This window comes from Arthrobacter gallicola (genome assembly GCF_014836775.1).
GTDB lineage: Bacteria > Actinomycetota > Actinomycetes > Actinomycetales > Micrococcaceae > Arthrobacter_B > Arthrobacter_B gallicola.
In genome coordinates this window covers 193,863-213,033 of record NZ_JACSQD010000008.1, presented here as the reverse complement: position 1 = coordinate 213,033, position 19,171 = coordinate 193,863, and the positions used below count along the sequence as shown (strand labels likewise).

16 protein-coding genes are annotated in these 19,171 nt (G+C 67.1%); 13 read left to right on the top strand and 3 right to left on the bottom strand.

Features of this window, described 5'->3' with window-relative positions; translation table 11 throughout:
* The first annotated feature begins 302 nt into the window (after positions 1–302).
* The 5 genes from H9639_RS16305 (at position 303) to H9639_RS16285 (ending at position 6,936) form a co-directional block, all read left to right on the top strand.
* The gene (locus H9639_RS16305; protein ID WP_191809117.1) at positions 303–1,190 is read left to right on the top strand and encodes a DUF4190 domain-containing protein; all 888 of its coding nucleotides are present in this window, start codon (positions 303–305) and stop codon (positions 1,188–1,190) included.
* 284 nt (positions 1,191–1,474) lie between these two features.
* On the top strand, positions 1,475–3,373 hold the full coding sequence (locus H9639_RS16300) for an FAD-binding monooxygenase (protein WP_191809142.1): 1,899 nt from the start codon (positions 1,475–1,477) through the stop codon (positions 3,371–3,373).
* Positions 3,374–3,627: 254 nt separating this feature from the next.
* Positions 3,628–4,314: an NADPH-dependent F420 reductase gene (locus H9639_RS16295; RefSeq protein WP_191809116.1), complete on the top strand. Its 687-nt coding sequence runs from the start codon at positions 3,628–3,630 to the stop codon at positions 4,312–4,314.
* Between the two features lie 74 nt (positions 4,315–4,388).
* Positions 4,389–5,435 (top strand): LLM class flavin-dependent oxidoreductase, encoded by a 1,047-nt coding sequence (locus tag H9639_RS16290; protein WP_191809115.1) that lies wholly within the window; start codon positions 4,389–4,391, stop codon positions 5,433–5,435.
* Between the two features lie 211 nt (positions 5,436–5,646).
* Positions 5,647–6,936: an ion channel protein gene (locus tag H9639_RS16285; protein WP_191809114.1), complete on the top strand. Its 1,290-nt coding sequence runs from the start codon at positions 5,647–5,649 to the stop codon at positions 6,934–6,936.
* 26 nt (positions 6,937–6,962) lie between these two features.
* On the opposite strand, the gene H9639_RS16280 is transcribed toward H9639_RS16285, so the two are convergent.
* Positions 6,963–8,147: an ROK family transcriptional regulator gene (locus H9639_RS16280; protein WP_191809113.1), complete on the bottom strand. Its 1,185-nt coding sequence runs from the start codon at positions 8,145–8,147 to the stop codon at positions 6,963–6,965.
* Positions 8,148–8,318: 171 nt separating this feature from the next.
* Here H9639_RS16280 and xylA point away from each other — a divergent pair, with 171 nt between their 5' ends.
* The 8 genes from xylA to H9639_RS16240 all read left to right on the top strand — a co-directional run bounded on the left by xylA (position 8,319) and on the right by H9639_RS16240 (position 15,766).
* The gene (gene xylA / locus H9639_RS16275; protein WP_191809112.1) at positions 8,319–9,506 is read left to right on the top strand and encodes a xylose isomerase; all 1,188 of its coding nucleotides are present in this window, start codon (positions 8,319–8,321) and stop codon (positions 9,504–9,506) included.
* Between the two features lie 157 nt (positions 9,507–9,663).
* Positions 9,664–11,070 carry a xylulokinase gene (locus tag H9639_RS16270; protein WP_191809111.1) on the top strand — a complete coding sequence of 469 codons (1,407 nt, stop codon included), beginning with the start codon at positions 9,664–9,666 and terminating at the stop codon, positions 11,068–11,070.
* Between the two features lie 110 nt (positions 11,071–11,180).
* On the top strand, positions 11,181–12,329 hold the full coding sequence (locus H9639_RS16265) for a zinc-dependent alcohol dehydrogenase (protein ID WP_191809110.1): 1,149 nt from the start codon (positions 11,181–11,183) through the stop codon (positions 12,327–12,329).
* A 21-nt stretch (positions 12,330–12,350) separates the two neighbouring features.
* A complete protein-coding gene (locus tag H9639_RS16260) occupies positions 12,351–12,935 on the top strand; it encodes a hypothetical protein (protein ID WP_191809109.1) in 585 nt (194 codons plus the stop codon).
* Between the two features lie 74 nt (positions 12,936–13,009).
* The gene (locus H9639_RS16255; RefSeq protein ID WP_191809108.1) at positions 13,010–13,519 is read left to right on the top strand and encodes an ArsR/SmtB family transcription factor; all 510 of its coding nucleotides are present in this window, start codon (positions 13,010–13,012) and stop codon (positions 13,517–13,519) included.
* A gap of 1 nt (position 13,520) precedes the next feature.
* On the top strand, positions 13,521–14,657 hold the full coding sequence (locus H9639_RS16250; RefSeq protein ID WP_191809107.1) for a serine hydrolase domain-containing protein: 1,137 nt from the start codon (positions 13,521–13,523) through the stop codon (positions 14,655–14,657).
* Positions 14,657–15,238 carry a hypothetical protein gene (locus tag H9639_RS16245; protein WP_191809106.1) on the top strand — a complete coding sequence of 194 codons (582 nt, stop codon included), beginning with the start codon at positions 14,657–14,659 and terminating at the stop codon, positions 15,236–15,238. The genes H9639_RS16250 and H9639_RS16245 overlap by 1 nt, the downstream gene beginning before the upstream one ends.
* Positions 15,239–15,451: 213 nt before the next feature.
* Entirely contained in the window at positions 15,452–15,766 is a 315-nt protein-coding gene (locus H9639_RS16240; RefSeq protein ID WP_191809105.1) for a cupin domain-containing protein, read from the top strand.
* Here H9639_RS16240 and H9639_RS16235 read toward each other — a convergent pair.
* Positions 15,763–16,806 carry an acetylxylan esterase gene (locus H9639_RS16235; RefSeq protein WP_191809104.1) on the bottom strand — a complete coding sequence of 348 codons (1,044 nt, stop codon included), beginning with the start codon at positions 16,804–16,806 and terminating at the stop codon, positions 15,763–15,765. The genes H9639_RS16240 and H9639_RS16235 overlap by 4 nt on opposite strands.
* 9 nt (positions 16,807–16,815) lie before the next feature.
* Positions 16,816–19,170, bottom strand: coding sequence for a beta-xylosidase/alpha-l-arabinosidase (locus tag H9639_RS16230; protein WP_191809103.1), 2,355 nt, complete (start codon positions 19,168–19,170; stop codon positions 16,816–16,818).
* Position 19,171: the final 1 nt, after the last annotated feature.

Sequence of the window (19,171 nt, the reverse complement as noted above, 5' to 3'; positions counted from 1 at the left end):
AACCATCAACGCCCGCACGGCAGCCTCGGAGGCAAAGCACCCATCAACCGGTGTAATCAACCTGCTGTCTGAGTACACCTAGCCGTCCTAGCCGGCCGGACGCTCCGGTGCTTCCGACCTTTCAGGTGCGGCCCGTTTGAAGCACCAGGGAGCAGTGCACGCTCCGGGACCTTAGCGGCAACGCCTTGCCGGGCATCCTGACCGCTCCTACGGTGGAGGGACCCGGAACCATTGACGCCATAGCTGGCAAGGGCCCGGAAACCGGCCACTTGCCTGCGGCGTCCGGACACTGCGAGGCAACCATGGGTACTCAGCCAAATGATCCGATGTACAACTATGGCAACGGCTACCCGCCGACCGGCCCACCGTCTAACCAGGGCCGGGGACTGGCGCTCGCCGGCCTGATTCTCGGCGTCGTTGGTTTGGTGCTCTGCTGGGTACCGTTTTTGAACGTGATCGCTCTCATCGTTGCCCTGGTGGGCCTGGCGCTCTCTGTTGCAGCCCTAGTGATCGCCGTTCGGCGGCGGACCTCTGCGAAGGGGCTGTCCATTGCCGGCACCATCGTTTCCGGCTTGGCCGTCATTGCGTCCATCATCGCCATCGCGCTTGTGTCGGCATTCTTCAGCAGTTTGCGCGACTCGATGTACGGGGACACCGCAGGACCCTACGGGAACAGCACGGGAACCTCTGCCCCGGCGACTACCGGTACTTCCGGCACCGGCACCGGTACTGCCGGCACCGGAGCTGGCTCGGGCAGCGGCACTCCAGCACCTAATCTCCTGCCGATCGGGTCCGCTGCCGAGATTGGTGAGTACTCCGTGACCGTATCCGGCGTGCAGCTCGATGCCACCGATGCGATCGTGAACTTCAACCCGTTTAACCAGCCGCCCTCCGGCCAGTACGTCCTGATTACCCTGGACGTTGTCTACAACGGAAACGCGGAGGGCGATCCCTGGCTGGATTTGAGCACCAGCTTTGTCGGCTCGGACAGCCGGCAGTACAGCGAATCGACCTGCACCGCGGTCCTTGATCTTCAGGGAACCTCCGTTCCTACGCTCGAAAACGGCGGGCAGGCCCAGTATGAGGTCTGCATGGATGTTCCGCCGACGGCTATTCCAGGCGACCGTGTCCTGGTTGAAGAGACCCTGGGCTTCAATGGTCCACGCGAGGCCAGCTGGGCGACCCAGTAGCCCGCCGCTTGCCTATCCTCCGCGCAACGACGTCGCAGCACACGGCCAGCGCCGCCAACTCGACCAACGCGGGCAACGCGGCCACCCCAGCCAACCCCACCAACCCGGTCCACGTCCCTGCGCACCCAGTCACATACTGCACCCCACTTGTGACCTGCGTCATGTCACCAGTACAGTGTCTACACCGATCGCAATTCAACTATTGAACCGATTGTTCAAATATCGAACAGAATCGGTCCATGTACGACACCCACCGTCGCAGACACAATGAAGTGAGGACACCCGTGCAGTTCCACCACCACGGCTACGTATCCGGAGACCCGCGGGTCGAGCCGGCGGCCGGCGTCGGCCTTGACCGGCCGGAAGAACTCCCTGATGAAGTTGACGTACTGATCGTCGGCTCCGGTCCGGCCGGGATGCTCGCCGCCGCACAGCTGTCCCAGTTCCCGAACATCACCACGCGGATTGTGGAGCGCCGGCTCGGGCGCCTGGTGATCGGCCAGGCGGACGGCATTCAAGCCCGAAGCGTGGAGACCTTCCAGGCCTTTGGATTCGCCGAGGAGATCATCGCCGAGGCCTACCGGATCACCGAAATGTGCTTCTGGCGACCGGATCCGGAGAATCCGGAAAATATCGTCCGCTCCGGCCGTGCCCTGGATGACCCGGCCGGCATCAGCGAGTTCCCACACCTGATCGTGAACCAGGCCCGCGTGCTGGACTACTTTGCTCGGTTCATGACCAACTCACCGGCCCGGATGAAGCCCGACTACGGCTACGAATTCGTGGACCTGGAGGTCGACGACGACGCCGAGTACCCGGTCAGCGTCACCCTGCGCCGCACCGCCGGAGAAGACGAGGGCGCCGAGCGCACGGTCAAGGCCAAATACGTGGTGGGCTGCGACGGCGCCCGCAGCAAGGTCCGCCAGTCAATCGGCTCCACTCTGGCGGGCGACGCCGCGAACCACGCCTGGGGGGTTATGGACGTCCTGGCCTCCACCGACTTCCCGGACATCCGCACCAAGTGCGCCATCCAGTCCTCCAACGGCGGCTCGATCCTGCACATTCCGCGCGAAGGCGGCCACCTGTTCCGCATGTACGTGGACCTCGGGGAGGTGCCCGAGGGGGACAATGGAGCCGTCCGCCAGACCAGCATCGACGAGATCATCGCCAAGGCCAACGCGATCCTGCACCCCTATACCCTGGACGTGCGCAACGTCGCCTGGCACAGCGTCTACGAAGTGGGCCACCGGCTCACCGACCGGTTCGACGACGTTCTGCCCGAGGACGTCGGCACCCGCACCCCGCGGGTATTTATCACCGGCGACGCCTGCCACACCCACAGTGCCAAGGCCGGCCAGGGTATGAACGTGTCCATGCAGGACGGCTTCAACATTGCCTGGAAGCTCGGCCACGTGCTGGACGGACGCAGTCCGGAAAGCCTGCTGTCCACCTATTCCGCCGAACGCCAGGTCGTTGCGAAGAACCTCATCGACTTCGATAAGGAATGGTCCACCCTGATGGCCAAGAAGCCGGAGGAGTTTGAGAATCCTTCGGACCTTGAGGACTTCTACGTCAGCACGGCCGAATTTCCTGCCGGCTTTATGACCGAGTACACCCCGTCCATGCTCATCGGCGAAGCGGAACACCAGGGCCTGGCTGCAGGATTCCCGATCGGCAAGCGCTTCAAGTCCGCGCCGGTGATGCGGGTCAGCGACACGAACCCCGTGCAGCTGGGCCACCTGGCGAAGGCGGACGGGCGCTGGCGGATCTACGTTTTTGCCGACGCCGCGCAGGCGGGCGAAGCCTCGAAGGTTGCCGCGCTGGCCGACTGGCTGCAGAACGCCCCGGACTCGCCGCTGGCCGCGACCCCGGCCGGCGCGGACCGTGACGCCTGGTTCGATGTCAAAGTCATTTACCAGCAGGACCATCACGGGATCGACATCAACGCCGTGCCGGCAGTCTTCAAGCCGGAGGTTGGTCCGTTCCGGCTCACCGATCTGGGCAAGGTCTTCGGCGCCGATCCGGAAGCGGACATCTTCGACCAGCGCGGCCTGGACCGCGGCGGCGTCATGGTGGTGGTCCGCCCCGACCAGTATGTGGCCAACGTACTCCCGCTGAATGCGACGGCGGAGCTCGGCGAATTCTTCGCCCCGCTGCTCCCGGTCCGCCAGCAAGCAGGCTGAACTGAGCGGGCGATACCAGCTAAACGCCGGCGACGGCGGCACGCCAGTTGCCGCCGTCGTCTGCGTTTAACGGCCAGGGTTGCTCCGGCTGTCCCAGTGCCACTTTTTGGATCCGCGTATCCGGACTCAGGCAGTCCGGCGGCAAAAGTACATGCATTTGCATAAAAGTGGGCCGCTCCCTAAGCTTTGAGAAGGATTTTGCCGCGCCCTGTGCAGGAAGCCGGGCGCCGACGCAACCATCCGGAAGGAGCACGATGAGCCAGGACCGAACCAGTCAAAGCCAGTCCGGCCAGGTCCGGACGGTCGGCGTCCTGGGCGCGGGCCGCGTGGGCACCGCCGTCGCCCGCCAGGCACTGAAAGCCGGCTTCAACGTCAAGATCGCCACCTCCCGGCCGGCCGCGGAGAACGCGCTGCTGGTGGAAATCATCACCCCGGGCGCCACCGCTGTGGACGCGTCCGATGCTGCACAGGCGGACCTGGTGGTGGTGGCCGTGCCGCTGCACCGCTTCCGCACGCTCTCCCCGGAGGCCCTGGCCGGGAAAACCGTGATCGACGCGATGAACTACTGGGCTCCGATTGACGGCACACTTGCCGACTTTGAGGACGGCCTGCGCGGCAGCAGCGAGGTTGTCCAGGACTTCCTGGCCGGATCCAACGTCGTCAAGACCCTGAACCACATTGGCTATCACGACCTGGAAGCCGACGGCGCCGCTCCCGGCACCCCGGGACGCCGCGCCCTGGCTGTCGCCGGCGACGATGCCGCGGCCAGGGCCAGCGCCGCGGACTTCATCAATGCCCTGGGCTACGACCCCGTCGACGCCGGACCGCTGGCTGCCGGCCGCGGATTCCAGCCCGGCACCCCGGCCTTCAACGGTCCGCACACCGCCTCGGCACTGCGCGCCCTGCTCGAGGAAGCCCTGGCAGCCTCCCCGGCTGGCTGAACCTCGCCGCATCAGCACAACATCAACAGCACAGCAACACCGGCCAGACAGCCCGGTCACGCGAGGAGAAACACATGGAAATCGGCGCCTACAGCTTCGGCGACACCCAGCTGAACCCCGACGGGACGCCGCGGCCTACGGGTGAAGCGATCCGCAATCTCTTCGATGCCATCGTGCTGGCTGACCAGGCGGGACTGGACTACTTCGGCATCGGCGAACACCACACCGTGAGCATGCCCGCTTCCTCGCCCGGGGCGCTGATCGCCGCCGCGGCGGCCGCGACCCGCCGGATCAAGCTCGGCAGTGCCGCCAGCATTATCGGCACGGATGATCCGGTCCGGGTGTTCCAGCAGTTCACGACGGCGGACGCGGTCTCCGGCGGCGGCCGGATCGAAATCACGGCCGGCCGTGGCTCCTCGGTGGAGACCTTTCCGCTGTTCGGGTACGACCTGACCGACTACGACGAACTGTTCTCGCAGAAGCTGGACCTGCTGCTGACGCTAAACAACAGCAAAACCGAGAACGTCAGCTGGAACGGCACCGTCCGCCCCGCCCTGTCCGACTACGCCGTGGTGCCCCGGCCGGTCCGCGGGCAGCTGCCCATCTGGCTCGCCACCGGCGGCAGCGCGCCGTCGTCGGCCCGTGCCGGAAGGATGGGGCTGCCCGTTTCCTACGGCATCATCGGCGGCGCACCGCACCGGTTCGCGCCGCTGGCCCAGCTGTACCGCCAGTCAGCTGCCCAGGCCGGCCACACCGGCGAGAACATCAAGGTCTCCGTGGCGGCCATGGGCCTGATCGCACCGACCAAGCAGGAAGCCCTGGACCGGTTCTACCCCGGCTGGCACAACCTCAACGTCGAAATGGGCCGGCTGCGCGGCTGGCCGGCACCGGATAAGCGGGACTACCTGGCGCAGGCGGAGGCACCGGGCGCTTACTACATCGGCGATCCTGATGACGTCGCCGAGCGCATCGTCCACCTCCACGGATACATGGGGCATATGCGCCACTTCCTGCAGATGGACCTCGGCGGGACCCCGCACGAGCACTTCCTCGAATCGGTCAATCTGCTGGCAACCGAGGTGAAACCCCGGGTCGAGCGGCTGCTGGCCAAGGAGCGGTAAAACCGGCAGCAGTGAGCCGGCAGATATGGCCGAGACCGCGGGGACGGCCGGGACCGCGCGGGCGCAGGCAGACCGACGACGGCGGCAGGCCGGCGGATGCGGCCCCCGCCGCCGGTTCCGGGCCCGTTCCCTGTCCGGGGGCCGGGGCGAACGCGTAGCCTGAGCAAACCGCAGAAACAGTCCTCCGCTCCGGCCGGCCAGGGATGGCACCATGTCTGATACCTCAAGCGACGGCGTCCTGGCGCAGCGCCGTGTCCGGACCCTCGCGGCGCTCACAGTGCCTGCCATTCTGATCGGTGTGGTCTCGGGGCTGATCCTCTTTGGCCTGGACGAAGCGGCTCACCTGCTCCAGCTCCTGCTCTGGGAAGACCTCCCCGGTGCGGTAGGCATGGATCCGGAGAGCGGCTGGTGGATCTTCGGAATGCTGACCCTGACGGGAGCCGCCGTCGGACTCATCGCGCGCTACGTGCCCGGCCACGCCGGACCGGACTCCGCGGAGTCTGAACTGGCGGAGTCCGCGCTGCCCATCGGCGTCGTCCCAAGCCTTGCCGCCGCGGCGGTCCTCGGGCTGGCCGGCGGGGTGAGCCTCGGTCCGGAGAACCCGATCATTGCCATCAACGCCGCAGTGCTCACCGTCCTGGTCGGCCGGCTCTTTCCGAAAGTGCCGGGCAAGCTGATTGTCGGAATGACGATTGCCGGCACGGTGGGCGCCCTCTTTGGAACCCCTGTGGCCGCGGCCCTGTTGTTCACCGGCATAGTCGGGTCCACGGCCGGGGCAGGTGCGCTGTTCGACAAGCTCTTCCTGCCCCTGGTTGCCGCCGGTGCAGGTGCCGTAACCATGAACCTGGTCGGTGGAACCCTCCTGGACATCACGGTGCCGGCTGCAGAGAACGTCAACGGCTGGGACATCCTGGCGGCCATGATCATCGCGCCGCTTGCCGCGGCTTTCGGGCTGCTGGGGATTTTCGCCTTCCGCTGGGCACACCGGATGTTTCATCGGCTGCAGAACCCTGTCCTGTTCACCACTCTTGGCGGTGCGCTGCTGGGGCTGCTCGGCGTAATCGGCGGACCCCTCACCCTGTTCAAGGGTGCTGAGGAATCCAGCAAACTCCTCAGCACCCCGGGTGAGTCCTTCGGAACGCTCCTGTTGCTGGCGGTCGTCAAGCTGTGTGCCCTGGTGACCGCCGCCGCAGCAGGATTCCGCGGCGGCCGGATCTTCCCCTCGGTGTTCATCGGTGTTGCTTTCGGGCTGGCGGCCGGCGCCCTGGTCCCCGAGGTGCCGGTGAGTGTGGTGGTTTCCGCGGCCGTGCTGGGGCTGGTCCTGGCCGCCGCCCGAGACGGCTGGCTGGCCCTGTTCATCGCCGTCGTGATTACCGGCGATGTGTCGGTCACCGCGCTGCTGTGCCTGGCGGTGCTGCCCGCCTGGCTGGTGGTCACCAATGCCCCGCACATGCTGGCGGACGACGACGGCGGCCGGGGGAGTGCGGCTCCGAAAACCTGAGGTGCGGCCCGGCCCGGGAGGGTGACTTATCGGGTTTCTGCCAGGCCCGGCACGGAGGGTGCCGGCCTTGCCAGCAGCGGCGCAAAGGCGAGTTCTGCGGCGCCCACCAACAGCAGGTCGGCTCCCAGGGCGGCGCGCCGGATATCCACCGACCCGCCCAGCCCGCTGATCGCTCCCTGGGCGACGATGTTCTGCAGCCGCTGCGGATCGAAGGCCCAGAGAACCCCCAGAAAACCGCCGAGCAGGACGGTCCGGGGATTGAAGATGTTTACGAAGTTCACGACTGCCTCGCCGAGCAGATCCAGCTGCCGGCCGGCGGTTTCCCGGAGGCCGGGGGACTCCTGGGTACGCATGGCTGCCTCCAGCTGGTCCAGGTCAGCGGTCTGCAGTCCCAGTACTTCGAGCAGGCCGGCAAGGTTGACCTCGGTCTCCAGGCAGCCGCGGCGCCCGCAGTGGCAGGGCAGCCCGCCGGTGCGCACCAGCGTGTGGCCCAGCTCCCCGGCGAATCCGTCAGCTCCGCTCAATGGAATTCCGCCCACTACAGCGCCGCCGCCGATGCCGCTGGCGCTTCCATTCAGGTACACCACATTGTCCTGGCCAATACCTGCACCGAAAGTGCTCTCGGCCAGGGTGCCCAGGGTGGCGTCGTTGCCGGCCCAGGCCGGAAGGGACAGGGCGGAGCTGAGTGCGGCTGCCAGCGGCTCGTTTTTCCAGCCCAGATGCGGGGCGAGGCGGACCGACCCGTCGGAGCTGTCGACCAGGCCCGGTACGGCCGCGCCGATGCCGACCACCCGGTCCATGGCTGCCAGAGCTGAGGCCATGCTGCCCACGACGGTCTTGGTGATGTTCACGGTTTCCGGCACGCTTGGGCTGGCAGCATTGCAGCGGACCCGCCGGTGCACCTTGCCGCCCAGTCCCACCAGACCCACGGTGACGGCGTCGACGTCGGGATGGACAGCGAGCACTGCAACCCGCTCGTTGGGATGCACCAGGGGACTGGGGCGGCCGGCGCGGCCGGCCGCGGGGGCTTCGGTTTCATAGGCCAGGCCGAGGCGCGCCAGCTCGGTGGTCAGGGCGCCGACCGTGGAACGGTTGAAACCGGTGAGCCGGGTGAGTTCGGCGCGGGGGAGGGGTCCGCGGCGGTGCAGCAGTGCCAGGACGCGGGAAAGGTTCCGGATCCGGATGCTTTCACTGCCCGGCTTGGTCGGCATGCGCAGAATCCTTCGAGCGGCGATTGGGGACGTTCGATTGTTGCACGGAACAGCAAACTGCAGGCGCCTAAACCGGCAGACCGTCCCCGGGGAAACCATTGACACCCCACATACGCGTGGATATGTTGTGGATCACAACTAATTCAGAACTTTCGATTTGGAGCAGAGCACATGCCAAAGACGCCAACCCCTGCGGACCACTTCACTTTTGGACTCTGGACGGTGGGATGGACCGGAAATGATCCGTTCGGTGCCCCCACCAGGGCTGCTCTTGACCCGGTCGAGGCGGTCCAGAAGCTCGCCGACCTCGGAGCCTACGGAGTCACCTTCCATGACGATGACCTCATTCCGTTCGGCTCCTCGAACCAGGACCGCGAACTCATCCTGAAGCGTTTCCGGTCGGCAATTCAGGAAGCCGGGCTGAAGGTTCCCATGATCACCACCAACCTGTTCAGCCATCCGGTCTTCAAGGACGGCGGCTTCACCTCCAACGACCGTTCCGTGCGCCGCTTCGCGCTGCGCAAGGTGCTGCGGAACCTGGACCTCGCCGCGGAGCTGGGCGCGGAAACGTTCGTGATGTGGGGCGGACGGGAAGGGGCCGAGTACGACGGTTCCAAGGACTTCGCCGCTGCGTTCGACCGGATGAAGGAAGGCGTGGACACCGCCGCCGGCTACATCAAGGACCAGGGCTATAACCTCCGGATCGCGCTGGAGCCCAAGCCCAACGAACCCCGGGGCGATATTTTCCTCCCCACGGTCGGGCACGCGCTGGCGTTCATCGCGGAGCTCGAGCACGGGGACATCGTGGGCCTGAACCCGGAGACCGGGCACGAGCAGATGGCCGGGCTGAACTACACCCACGGTCTTGCGCAGGCACTGTGGGCGGGCAAGCTGTTCCACATCGACCTCAACGGGCAGAAGTCCATCAAGTACGACCAGGACCTGGTCTTTGGCCACGGCGACCTGACCAGCGCTTTCTTCACTGTGGATCTGCTGGAGAACGGGTTCCCGGGCGGCGGACCAGTCTATGAAGGGCCGCGGCACTTTGACTACAAGCCCTCCCGTACCGATGGCTACGACGGCGTCTGGGACTCGGCAGCAGCGAACATGTCCATGTACCTGCTGCTCAAGGAACGGGCCCAGGCCTTCCGCGCAGACCCGGAGGTCCGTGAAGCCCTCGAAACCTCCGGCGTCTACGAGCTGGGCCAGCCCACCCTGGCCGCCGGGGAAACGGCCGCCGCACTGATCGCAGACCCGGCCGCCTACGAAGAGTTCGACGCCGAGGCCGCGGCCCAGCGGTCCTTCGCCTTTGTCCGGTTGAACCAGCTGGCGCTGGAACACCTGCTCGGCGCCCGCTGACCCACCCGCCCGGGCCGGCTTCCGCCGTCGTTGTCCGGGGGCAGCTCAATCGTTGTCCGGCAGCCCAGCCGCCCCGTACGGGCGGCTGGGCACCCGTCGTTTATTATCATTCAAGGTTTCGGGTGCTGATTCCCGTGCCTCACCGGAAAGGTCAGTTATGCCGCTTGTCGCAGGTGTGGACAGCTCCACGCAGTCCTGCAAGGTTGTGATCCGCGACGCCGATACCGGTGCGCTGCACCGCCAGGGAACAGCGAGACACGCTCCGGGAACGGAAGTTGATCCGGAAACCTGGTGGCAGGCGCTGATTGAAGCGGCGGACGCTGCCGGCGGACTTGACGACGTCGCCGCGGTGGCCGTCTCCGGGCAGCAGCATGGAATGGTGTGCCTGGACGCAGACGGCGCCGTGGTGCGGCCCGCTCTGCTGTGGAACGACACCCGGTCCGCGGCGGCCGCGGAAAACCTGGTTGCCGAGGCCGGCCCGGACGGCGCGCGCTACTGGGCCGAGACATCCGGCACCGTGCCGGTCGCGTCCATCACGGCGGCGAAACTGCGCTGGCTGGCTGAGAACGAGCCGGAAAACGCTGCCCGGACAGCTGCAGTCTGCCTGCCGCATGACTGGCTGTCCTGGCGGCTGGCCGGGTACGGGCCGGGGAGCGGAGCTGACGGACTGGCCGCGCTGCGGACTGACCGCTCCGATGCGTCCGGCACCGGCTACTGGTCACCGGCCACGGGAGAGTATCTGCCGGACGTCCTCAAAACAACGCTGGGCCATGTCCCTGTGCTGCCCGTGGTCCTGGGGCCGCTCGAAGCCGGACTGCGGACACCGGCCGGTGCCGTTATTGCGCCGGGCACCGGGGACAACGCCGGAGCCGCGCTGGGGGTGGGCGCCGGAGTGGGGGACATCGTGGTTTCAGTTGGCACCTCGGGCACGGTGTTCGCCGTCGCCGACGCTCCCACGGCGGATGCGACGGGGCTCGTGGCCGGGTTTGCCGATGCCACCGGCAATTTCCTTCCGCTGGCCTGCACCCTCAACGCCTCACGCGTGTTCGATGCCACCGCTGCCGTGCTCGGCGTTGACCTGGCCGCGCTGACGGACCTCGCCCTGACAGCGGAGCCTGGTGCGGGCGGACTGTCCCTGATTCCCTATTTCGAGGGGGAGCGTACCCCCAACCTGCCGGAGGCCGAGGCCAGCCTCCATGGAATGACCCTGGCAAACTACGCGCCCGCTAACCTGGCCCGCGCTGCCTTCGAGGGAGTGGCCTGTTCCCTGGCGGACGCCTTCCAGGCAGTCACCGGTCTGGGGATCGCGGCGCAGCGGGTCATTCTGGTGGGCGGCGGAGCACGGTCGGCAGCGATGCAGCAGACTTTGTCCGCCGTGCTCGGACTGCCTGTGGAGGTTCCCGAGCCCGGGGAGTATGTGGCCGACGGCGCCGCCCGGCAGGCCGCGGCAGTCCTCACGGGCGAATGGCCCGCCTGGAAAACCCAGGACTCGGCAACGGTCTCAGCGGCTCCGGAGCCGGAGCTGCTGGAGCGGTACCGGGCGGCGGTGCGGCGCCAGTACTGACGCACGGCAGGGAATGCCGGCTGCCGGGCGTCAACACCGGGAAGGCGTTGACCACCGCGAAACCGGCATGTGAGGGTTGCTTACTATCTGCTCGCCGATGAGGAGGACCAGTGGAAGCAATGGTTTACCGCGGCCCGTACAAAGTGCGGGTTGAAGAAAAAGACATGCCGCGCCTGGAACATCCCAATGATGCGATCATCCGCGTGACCCTCGCCGCGATTTGCGGCTCGGACCTGCACCTTTACCACGGACTAATGCCGGATACCCGGGTGGGCACCACATTTGGGCACGAGTTCATCGGGGTGGTTGAGGAAGTGGGGTCCTCGGTTCAGAACCTCAAACCGGGGGACCGTGTGATGGTCCCTGCCAACATTTACTGCGGCTCCTGCTGGTTCTGCGTCCGCGGCCTGTACTCCAATTGCCACAACGTGAACCCCAACGCGACGGCGGTCGGTGCTCTGTACGGCTACTCCCACACCACCGGCGGGTACGACGGCGGTCAGGCGGAGTATGTGCGGGTGCCGTTCGCCGACGTCGGGCCCTCCCCGATTCCGGACTGGATGGACGCCGAAGACGCCCTGATGTGCACTGACGCGCTGGCCACCGGCTATTTCGGGGCCCAGCTGGGGGACATCCGGGAACGCGACACCGTGGTGGTCTTCGGTGCCGGGCCGGTGGGGCTTTACGCTGCGAAGTCCGCCTGGCTGATGGGTGCCGGGCGGGTCCTGGTGATTGACCATCTGGACTACCGGCTGGAGAAGGCCCGGGACTTTGCCCACGCCGAAACCTACAACTTTACGGAGTACGACGACATCGTGGTCCAAATGAAAAAGGACACCGGCTACCTCGGCGCAGACGTGGCGATCGATGCCGTTGGTGCCGAAGCCGACGGGAACTTCCTGCAGCACGTCACGGGCACCAAACTCAAACTCCAGGGCGGATCGGCCGTCGCTCTGAACTGGGCCATCGACTCGGTGCGCAAGGGCGGGACCGTCTCCGTCATGGGAGCGTACGGCCCCCTCTTTAACGCCGTGAAATTCGGTGACGCGTTGAATAAGGGGCTGACTCTGAACATGAACCAGTGCCCGATGAAGCGGCAGTGGCCACGCCTGTTCGAGCACATCCGCAATGGCTACCTCACGCCCAGCGACATCATCACGCACCGCATTCCGCTGGAACACATTGCGGAGGGGTACCACATCTTCTCCTCCAAGCTCGATGGCTGCATCAAGCCCGTCATTGTGCCCAGCGCATCCTAGAACCCTGCGAAGGAGCCCGCCATGGCCTACACCGCCCGGAACCCTGTCCCGGTCCCCACCGCCGAGGAGCTGCGCAAACGCATCCCCGGCTGGGGCGCGGACCTGAACCCGCTGGACCGCCCCTCCGTTCCCAAACTGCAGTTCGACCCCGGGCGCACCGGGGCGCACTGGGATTTCCCCGACCGGCAGGACGAAACCTATCCGAGGGAACGGTCGATCGAGCACCAGATGCTGACTCCGGTCTTCGGTACCGCCGTCCCGCTCAAAGGCGTCTCCGGAGTGATGCGCCGCTACGCCTACCGCCGCTACAGCGAAGCCCGGGCCGGGCACTGGCTGATCCTGCTGGCAGCGGACCGGGTGGACGCCTTTGGCGCCCACGTGCGCTCGCTTGCCACCCTCCGTCCGGACAATCCGATCACGGAGACCGGTGTCCTGAGCGAGTTCCGCCACGGCGGGCTTGCTTCACGCGCCGGCCGTGGCAGGGCGGACGTGAACCATCAGTGGATCGACCCCATCGTCGTGGGCGCCCCCTGGGTCCTGGCCGGAGTCCTGGCTGGGGGAGCCGCTTTCGCCGGGGTGCGGACGGTGGTCAAACGGATGAGGTGACCAGGGTCTGCAGCCCTGAAGACTCCCTGTCAGTAACTCTTGAAGAAATTAAAGAATTACGTAATTCTTGACGCATGGATGACAGTGCTGACGCCCGGCTGCGGGCACTCGAGGAGCGGGTTGCGGCCCTCGAAGCTGAGGGGGCAGGGACGGAGAATCCCCGGCAGCCCCCGGACGACGTCTTCTGGGTGCTGAACGGTATCCGGGAGCGCTATCCCGATCCCGGCGTTGTCCTTTTTGCGGGAACAGCCACAACACCGGCCGGGGAGCGGTTTGAATACCAGTACGGGTTGGAAACCGCACATCTGCTGGACACCGAGTGGACCCAATTCGCCGAGTCCCTGGCCGCCTTGGGCAACCCGGTGCGCCTGGCTATCCTCCGAGCCGTGGCCGGGGGCATTGAAACCGTGGCTGGACTGGTGGAAGAACTCGATGCGGGCACCTCCGGACAGATCTATCACCACGTCAACCAGTTGGTGGCACGCGGTTGGTTGGCTCCGCACTCGCGCTCCCGCTACCGAATCCCGCCGGCGCGGATCATTCCGCTGTTGGCCATTCTTACCGCTGCTGCCGGGGGAAACTGACGTGAAACGGACCAACGATACATCCCGAAGACTCACACCCCGGGTCGTGGCAGGTGGACTCGCAGCCGCCGTCGTCCTGGTGTGCGGTCTGGGCATGATGCCGTGGCCCAGACTCTCGGCCGACATCACCGGGGACGCAGTCCTGGCGGAACGCATCCAGCCGCTGCTGAAAAACCCCGCGAACCAGGTCGCCGTGGCCTACATCGACGGCGGCAGCGTCCGCTACGCCGGATTCGGCGCGGACGAACACACTGAATTCGAGATCGGATCAGTCAGTAAAACTTTTACCGCTTCGCTGCTCGCCGACGCCGTAGCGCGTGGTGAAGTCACGCTGGAGACCACGGTGGCGGACATCCTGGGGGATGAGCTGAAGGACCCACACGCGGAGATTGGAACGGTCACCCTGGCGGAACTGGCCAGCCACCGGTCCGGGCTGCCGCGACTGGCCCTGGGATCGGGGGCCTGGAAGCCGCTGCTGGCCGGACAGTTCCTGCACCGGGACCCGTACAGAGCTTCTCCGGCGGAGGTCCTGGAGCAGGCGCAGGACACGGCGCTGCATGACCGCGGCACCATCGCCTACTCCAATCTCGGTTACGCCTTCCTGGGCCAGCTCCTCGCACAGGCCACCGGACAAAGCTGGGAGAGGCTTCTGAAGGATCGGTTGATCACTCCGCTGCAGCTTTCGGCCACCCACGCACCGGTCACGGCGGCGAACCTGCCCGACGGCGCCCCCACCGGCCGGTCGGCCAGCGGACTTCGCGAAGGAGCCTGGACAGCAAACGGAACGGCCCCCGCTGGCGGCATCCGGTCCACCGCCGCTGACCTGGCAGCTTATGCCCAGGCCCAGCTGGATGGAACGGCACCCGGTACAGCCTCACTGGATCCGCAGTGGAAGGACGATGACTCCACCAGCTACGGACTGGCCTGGGTCACCTCCTCCGGGAGTGGAGAAGACGCTGGCGTTAGCGGCGGCGACAGCAGCGCAGGCCCCGACATCACCTGGCATAACGGGCAGACCGGCGGCTTCTGGTCCATGGTGGCCCTGGACCGGGCCGGCGGCCGTGCCGTGGTGTTGCTCTCCAACGTTTCCTCCGGTCAGGAAGACGCAGCACTGGAGCTGCTGCGCGGGGGGCTGTGATGGGACTTCTTCAGTGGCTGGTCCCCGGGGTAGTGGCGGTGTCCTGCCTCTCCACAGCAGTCTCCGCTTGGAAACCGGACGGCTGGCTGGCCGCGCCGAGCCGGCGCTCGCTGCTGGCCGCAGTGCTGGAAGTCGCGTTCGTGGCGGTTATGCTCCGGCTGGTGTTCCCGGGGTCCCCGGGTGCGGTCGCGCTGTGGACCGTTTCCGTGGCGGCCCTGGCAGCAGCCGTTGCCGGGCTGATCATCCGCTGGCCGGTTCTGCCGGTCCGTCCCAAGGATGCCCAGTCACGGGATGCCCGGGCAGGGGAAGCCCACGCCCAGGACGCCCAGGTGGTGGCGGAGCACCCAGAGGAGAGACACCCAGGGACCGGCCAGGCAGGCGAACCTCTCCCGGGGGAGCCTCAGGATCAGGCCGCACAGTTCCAGGCGCCGGCCCGGGCTGTGACCACGAAGAAGCGCCGCCGCAGCTCCGGCCAAAATCCAGGGGCGAAAAAGCAGCGGGAACCTGGGCGGGTGAGTATCGCCGTCCGGGGCATTCTGCTTCTGGCGGCGCTCGGGCTCTCAATGGCTGTCGGTTTCTGAGGGTTATAGCCCGCGGGTGTGCCGATATGGCGGGTTTTGGCCGGTTGTCCGCCGTCGGGTGTGTAGCTCTGGTGACTTGCCCGGTCGGTGACTGCGCTCAGTGTGCAGCTATGGTGGGCTGAATCGCCGCGAGGTCGCCATATCTGCACGTTGGGGAGCCGCGACAGGGCAGGTTATGGCCGCGCCGCCCCGGGCAGGCATACCCTTCCACCTATGACGCAGGATCCCGTTGAGTCCAACCCCCGGAATTACAGGGTGGTCTTCGAAAATGACCGCGTGCGCGTGCTTGAGTACCGGGATTCACCCGGGACGAAAACCACCATCCACCGGCACCCGGACAGCGTGATGATTACCGCCAGCGCCTTTCAACGCAGGCTAACTACCCCGGAGCACCAGGTGGACGTCGACCTGCCGTCCGGCACCGTGCAGTGGCTCCCGGCGCAGGAACACGTAGGCGAGAACACCGGAGACACGGACACGCACGTGTTCTTCGTTGAACTCAAGGAGCAAAAACCCCAGGATCCCTAGTCCTGAGGCGCAGGACTTCCAGCGAAGACCTCCGGAGCCCGGTTCACCGCGGACTGGCTCACCGGGGCCTGATTTCCCGCCAGCACCCGCCGCAGGAATCCAGCCGCCGCCACCTCATCCTCAATCCCGCCGCCCTCATGACCGTTGTAGGGCCACACGAGCAGTTCCTTGGGCCCGGCGTAGTTGTTGTACGCGGCGTACACCGTGGACGGGGGAGTCACCTCATCCCTCAGGCCCACCGAAAACAGGGCCGGAATCCGGGCCCGCCGGGAGAAGTTGACCGCGTCAAAGTACTGCAGGGTCTGCATCACCTGCTCCGGCTGTCCCCGGTGGACGGCCAGATAGTCGCGCAGCTCGCGGTAGGGATACGCGTCTGTGATCTGGACCGCGCGGGGCAGGTCGGAGAGGAACGGCACATAGGCGGCGACGGCGGACAGCCCGGGGGCGAGAGCCGCCGCAGCAAGAGCCATGGCACCGCCCTGGCTCCCGCCAACCGCAGCGCACCGGCTTGAATCCACCAGGTCCAGGGACTGCAGCGCCTCCACGGCGCGCACGGCATCGGTAAACAGCCTCCGGTAGTAGTAGGTATGGCGGTCGGTGACGCCCCGCGTCATCACACCCGGTCCCTGCGGTCCGGCACTCCCGGAAGCGTCCGGTGTGGCGCCCCTGCTCCAGCCGGCACCCTGCCCGCGGGTATCCATGTGCAGATGGGCAAACCCGGCAGACGCCCAGAACAGGTTTTCGTGGACATCGCCCCGGCCGCCGCCGTAGCCAACAAACTGGACAACTCCGGGGAGCGGACCGCTTGCTTCGGCGGGAACCCGCAGCCAGGCACGGATCCTCTCGCCGCCGTAACCGTTGAAGGTTACGTCCCACACCCGGAGCGTGCCCAGCGCAGACGCGGCCGGCTCCAGCACCACGTCCAGTGGATGTTTCTGGGCTTCAGCGAGGGTCTCCTCCCAGAAGCCGTCAAAACCGGCCGGGTCGGTCTGGCTGCCCAGGTAGCCGGCCAGCTGATCAACGGGCAGATCCGAATACACGTGGTCCTCCTAGATCCCAGTGATATCCACACCGCAGTGCAGGCGCCGGGTGTGGTCCACTGAGCGTACCGGTCCACTGAGCGTGATCCGGGCCGTGAGCCGGATGTCCGTGCTGGAAGCGCCGAACCGCAGCTCCAGGTCCCCCGGTTCCACCAGCCGCTGCAGGCTGGCCCCGGTGAAGCACGCGAGGTCCGCCGGAACGGTGAAGCTAACCCGGGCCGACTCGCCGGCCCGCAACGGCACCCGGGCATAGCCGATGAGCCGCTGCACGGGCCGCACCACGGAGGCCACGGGATCGTGCAGGTAGAGCTGGACCACTTCGACGCCGTCGCGGTCTCCCGCATTGGTCACCCGCAGGGAGGCGGCAGCCTGCCCGTCGGTGCCGATCTGCGCCGACTCCACTGACAGCGAATCCCACGTGAACCGGGTGTAACTGAGTCCGTGGCCAAAGCCGAACGCCGGTGTGGGATCGATGCTGGACACATCGGTGGGACCGGCCAGCCGGGCCGCCAGATAGCTGGCCGGCTGGTTCCCGGAGGTTGCCGGAATGCTGACCGGCAGCCGCCCCGAGGGATTGACCGCCCCGCTCAGTACCCGGGCGACCGCCGGCCCGCCCTCCTCACCAGGGAAAAACGCCTGGACGACGGCGGCCGCCCGGTCAGCTGCTCCGCCGAGCGCGTAGGGCCGCCCGGTCAGCAGGACGGCAACCACCGGGGTGCCGGAATCGAGCAGGGCATCCAGCAGCTGCTGCTGGACTCCTGGCAGGACCAGGGATTCGACGTCGCAGCCCTCTCCGCTGGTGCCGCGCCCGAAGAGACCGGCCCGGTCCCCGAGGACTGCGATGACGACGTCGGCCTCCCGGGCCGCTGCGGCAGCGCCCTCGATGCCGGAGCTGTCCGGAGTGTCGATTCCGCACCCGGGAACGTGGGTAAGGACGCTGTCCGGAAACTCGGCGCGCAGCGACGCGGCGACAGTGGGCAGCTCGATGCCCGCCGGTATCTCAGGGAACTGCGATCCGACGTGGGCGGGGAAGGAGTAGCAGCCCAGAAACGCCATGGCGTTCTCAGCATTGGGACCCACGACGGCGATGCGGCGGGGGGACTGCAGCGGGAGGATCCCGTTGTTGCTGAGCAGGATGACGGACTCCTCGGCCAGCTCCGCGGCGAGGCTGCGGTTCTCCAGCGGGTCCAGATCCACGCTGCCCTGGACCGCGCCAAGATCGGTGCCGGTCCCCGAAAGGACTTCGGGGACCGGCGTCCAGTCCTCATCCAGCAGGCCAAGGCCGATTTTCTGCACCAGGACACGGCGGCACGCCAGATCGATAAGCCCGGGATCGATCCGGCCCCCGGCCACCTCCGCGAGCAGGTGTTCGCCGTACGCATCCACGGTGGGCAGTTCCACGTCCACGCCTGCTTTGAGCGCGGCGGCAGCGGCCTCTCCACGGGTTCCGGCCACACCGTGCAGGTCCTGCAGGAAGCCGATGCCGAAGTAATCGGCCACCACGGTTCCGGTGAAACCCCAGGTCTCGCGCAGCAGCCCGGTCAGCAGGCAGCGGTCGGCCGCGGAAGGCACGCCGTCGGTATCCGTGTAGGCATGCATCACCGACCGGACCCCGGATTCATGGACTGCCATTTCAAACGGCGGCAGCACCACGTCGGCAAATTCCCGTGGACCCATGGATACCGGGGCCAGGTTCCGCCCCGCACGGGAGGCAGAGTACCCGGCGAAGTGTTTCAGGGTGGCGACAACTCCGGTGCCTTCCAGGCCCCGGATGTACGCCGTGCCGATGCTGCCCACCAGGTAGGGATCCTCGCCGAGGGTCTCTTCGACCCGGCCCCAGCGGGCGTCGCGCACCACGTCCAGGACCGGTGCCAGGCCCTGGTGGATGCCGACCCGGCGCAGATCGGTTCCAATGGCAGCCCCCAGGCGGCGCACGAGCTGCGGATTAAAGCTGGCGGCCCAGGCGAGCGGCACCGGATACGCCGTCGCGCCCCAGGCTGCGAACCCGGCCAGGCACTCTTCGTGTGCCATCGCGGGGATACCGAACCGGTTGGACGCCGCGATCCGCTCCTGGGTGCGCATCAGAGACAGGGCGCCGGCCCCGGCGTCGACCGGGGTGGTGCCGAAGGGACGGGTGAGCTGGCCCAGGCCGTGCGGCAGCAGCGCTTCGAGGTCCGGCGGTTCGTTCATTTCGTGCTGGTGCGGCGCCACTTCGGCGCCGTCGGCGGAGGCGCCGACCCAGACGCCGATCAGCTGCGCGGTTTTTTCTTCCAGGGTCATCCGGGACAGGAGGGCATCAGCCCGTTCTTGCGGGGTGAGTGAGTCGTCCCGCCAGGGAACGCGCTGGGTGGTGGTGTTAGACATG

Excerpts from the sequence above, each read along its gene's own strand:
- H9639_RS16305 (WP_191809117.1), top strand. The coding sequence starts at position 303 with ATGGGTACTCAGCCAAATGATCCGATGTACAACTATGGCAACGGCTAC.
- H9639_RS16295 (WP_191809116.1), top strand. The coding sequence starts at position 3,628 with ATGAGCCAGGACCGAACCAGTCAAAGCCAGTCCGGCCAGGTCCGGACG.
- H9639_RS16290 (WP_191809115.1), top strand. The coding sequence starts at position 4,389 with ATGGAAATCGGCGCCTACAGCTTCGGCGACACCCAGCTGAACCCCGAC.
- H9639_RS16285 (WP_191809114.1), top strand. The coding sequence starts at position 5,647 with ATGTCTGATACCTCAAGCGACGGCGTCCTGGCGCAGCGCCGTGTCCGG.
- H9639_RS16280 (WP_191809113.1), bottom strand. The coding sequence starts at position 8,147 with ATGCCGACCAAGCCGGGCAGTGAAAGCATCCGGATCCGGAACCTTTCC.
- xylA (WP_191809112.1), top strand. The coding sequence starts at position 8,319 with ATGCCAAAGACGCCAACCCCTGCGGACCACTTCACTTTTGGACTCTGG.
- H9639_RS16270 (WP_191809111.1), top strand. The coding sequence starts at position 9,664 with ATGCCGCTTGTCGCAGGTGTGGACAGCTCCACGCAGTCCTGCAAGGTT.
- H9639_RS16260 (WP_191809109.1), top strand. The coding sequence starts at position 12,351 with ATGGCCTACACCGCCCGGAACCCTGTCCCGGTCCCCACCGCCGAGGAG.
- H9639_RS16255 (WP_191809108.1), top strand. The coding sequence starts at position 13,010 with ATGGATGACAGTGCTGACGCCCGGCTGCGGGCACTCGAGGAGCGGGTT.
- H9639_RS16245 (WP_191809106.1), top strand. The coding sequence starts at position 14,657 with ATGGGACTTCTTCAGTGGCTGGTCCCCGGGGTAGTGGCGGTGTCCTGC.
- H9639_RS16240 (WP_191809105.1), top strand. The coding sequence starts at position 15,452 with ATGACGCAGGATCCCGTTGAGTCCAACCCCCGGAATTACAGGGTGGTC.
- H9639_RS16230 (WP_191809103.1), bottom strand. The coding sequence starts at position 19,170 with ATGTCTAACACCACCACCCAGCGCGTTCCCTGGCGGGACGACTCACTC.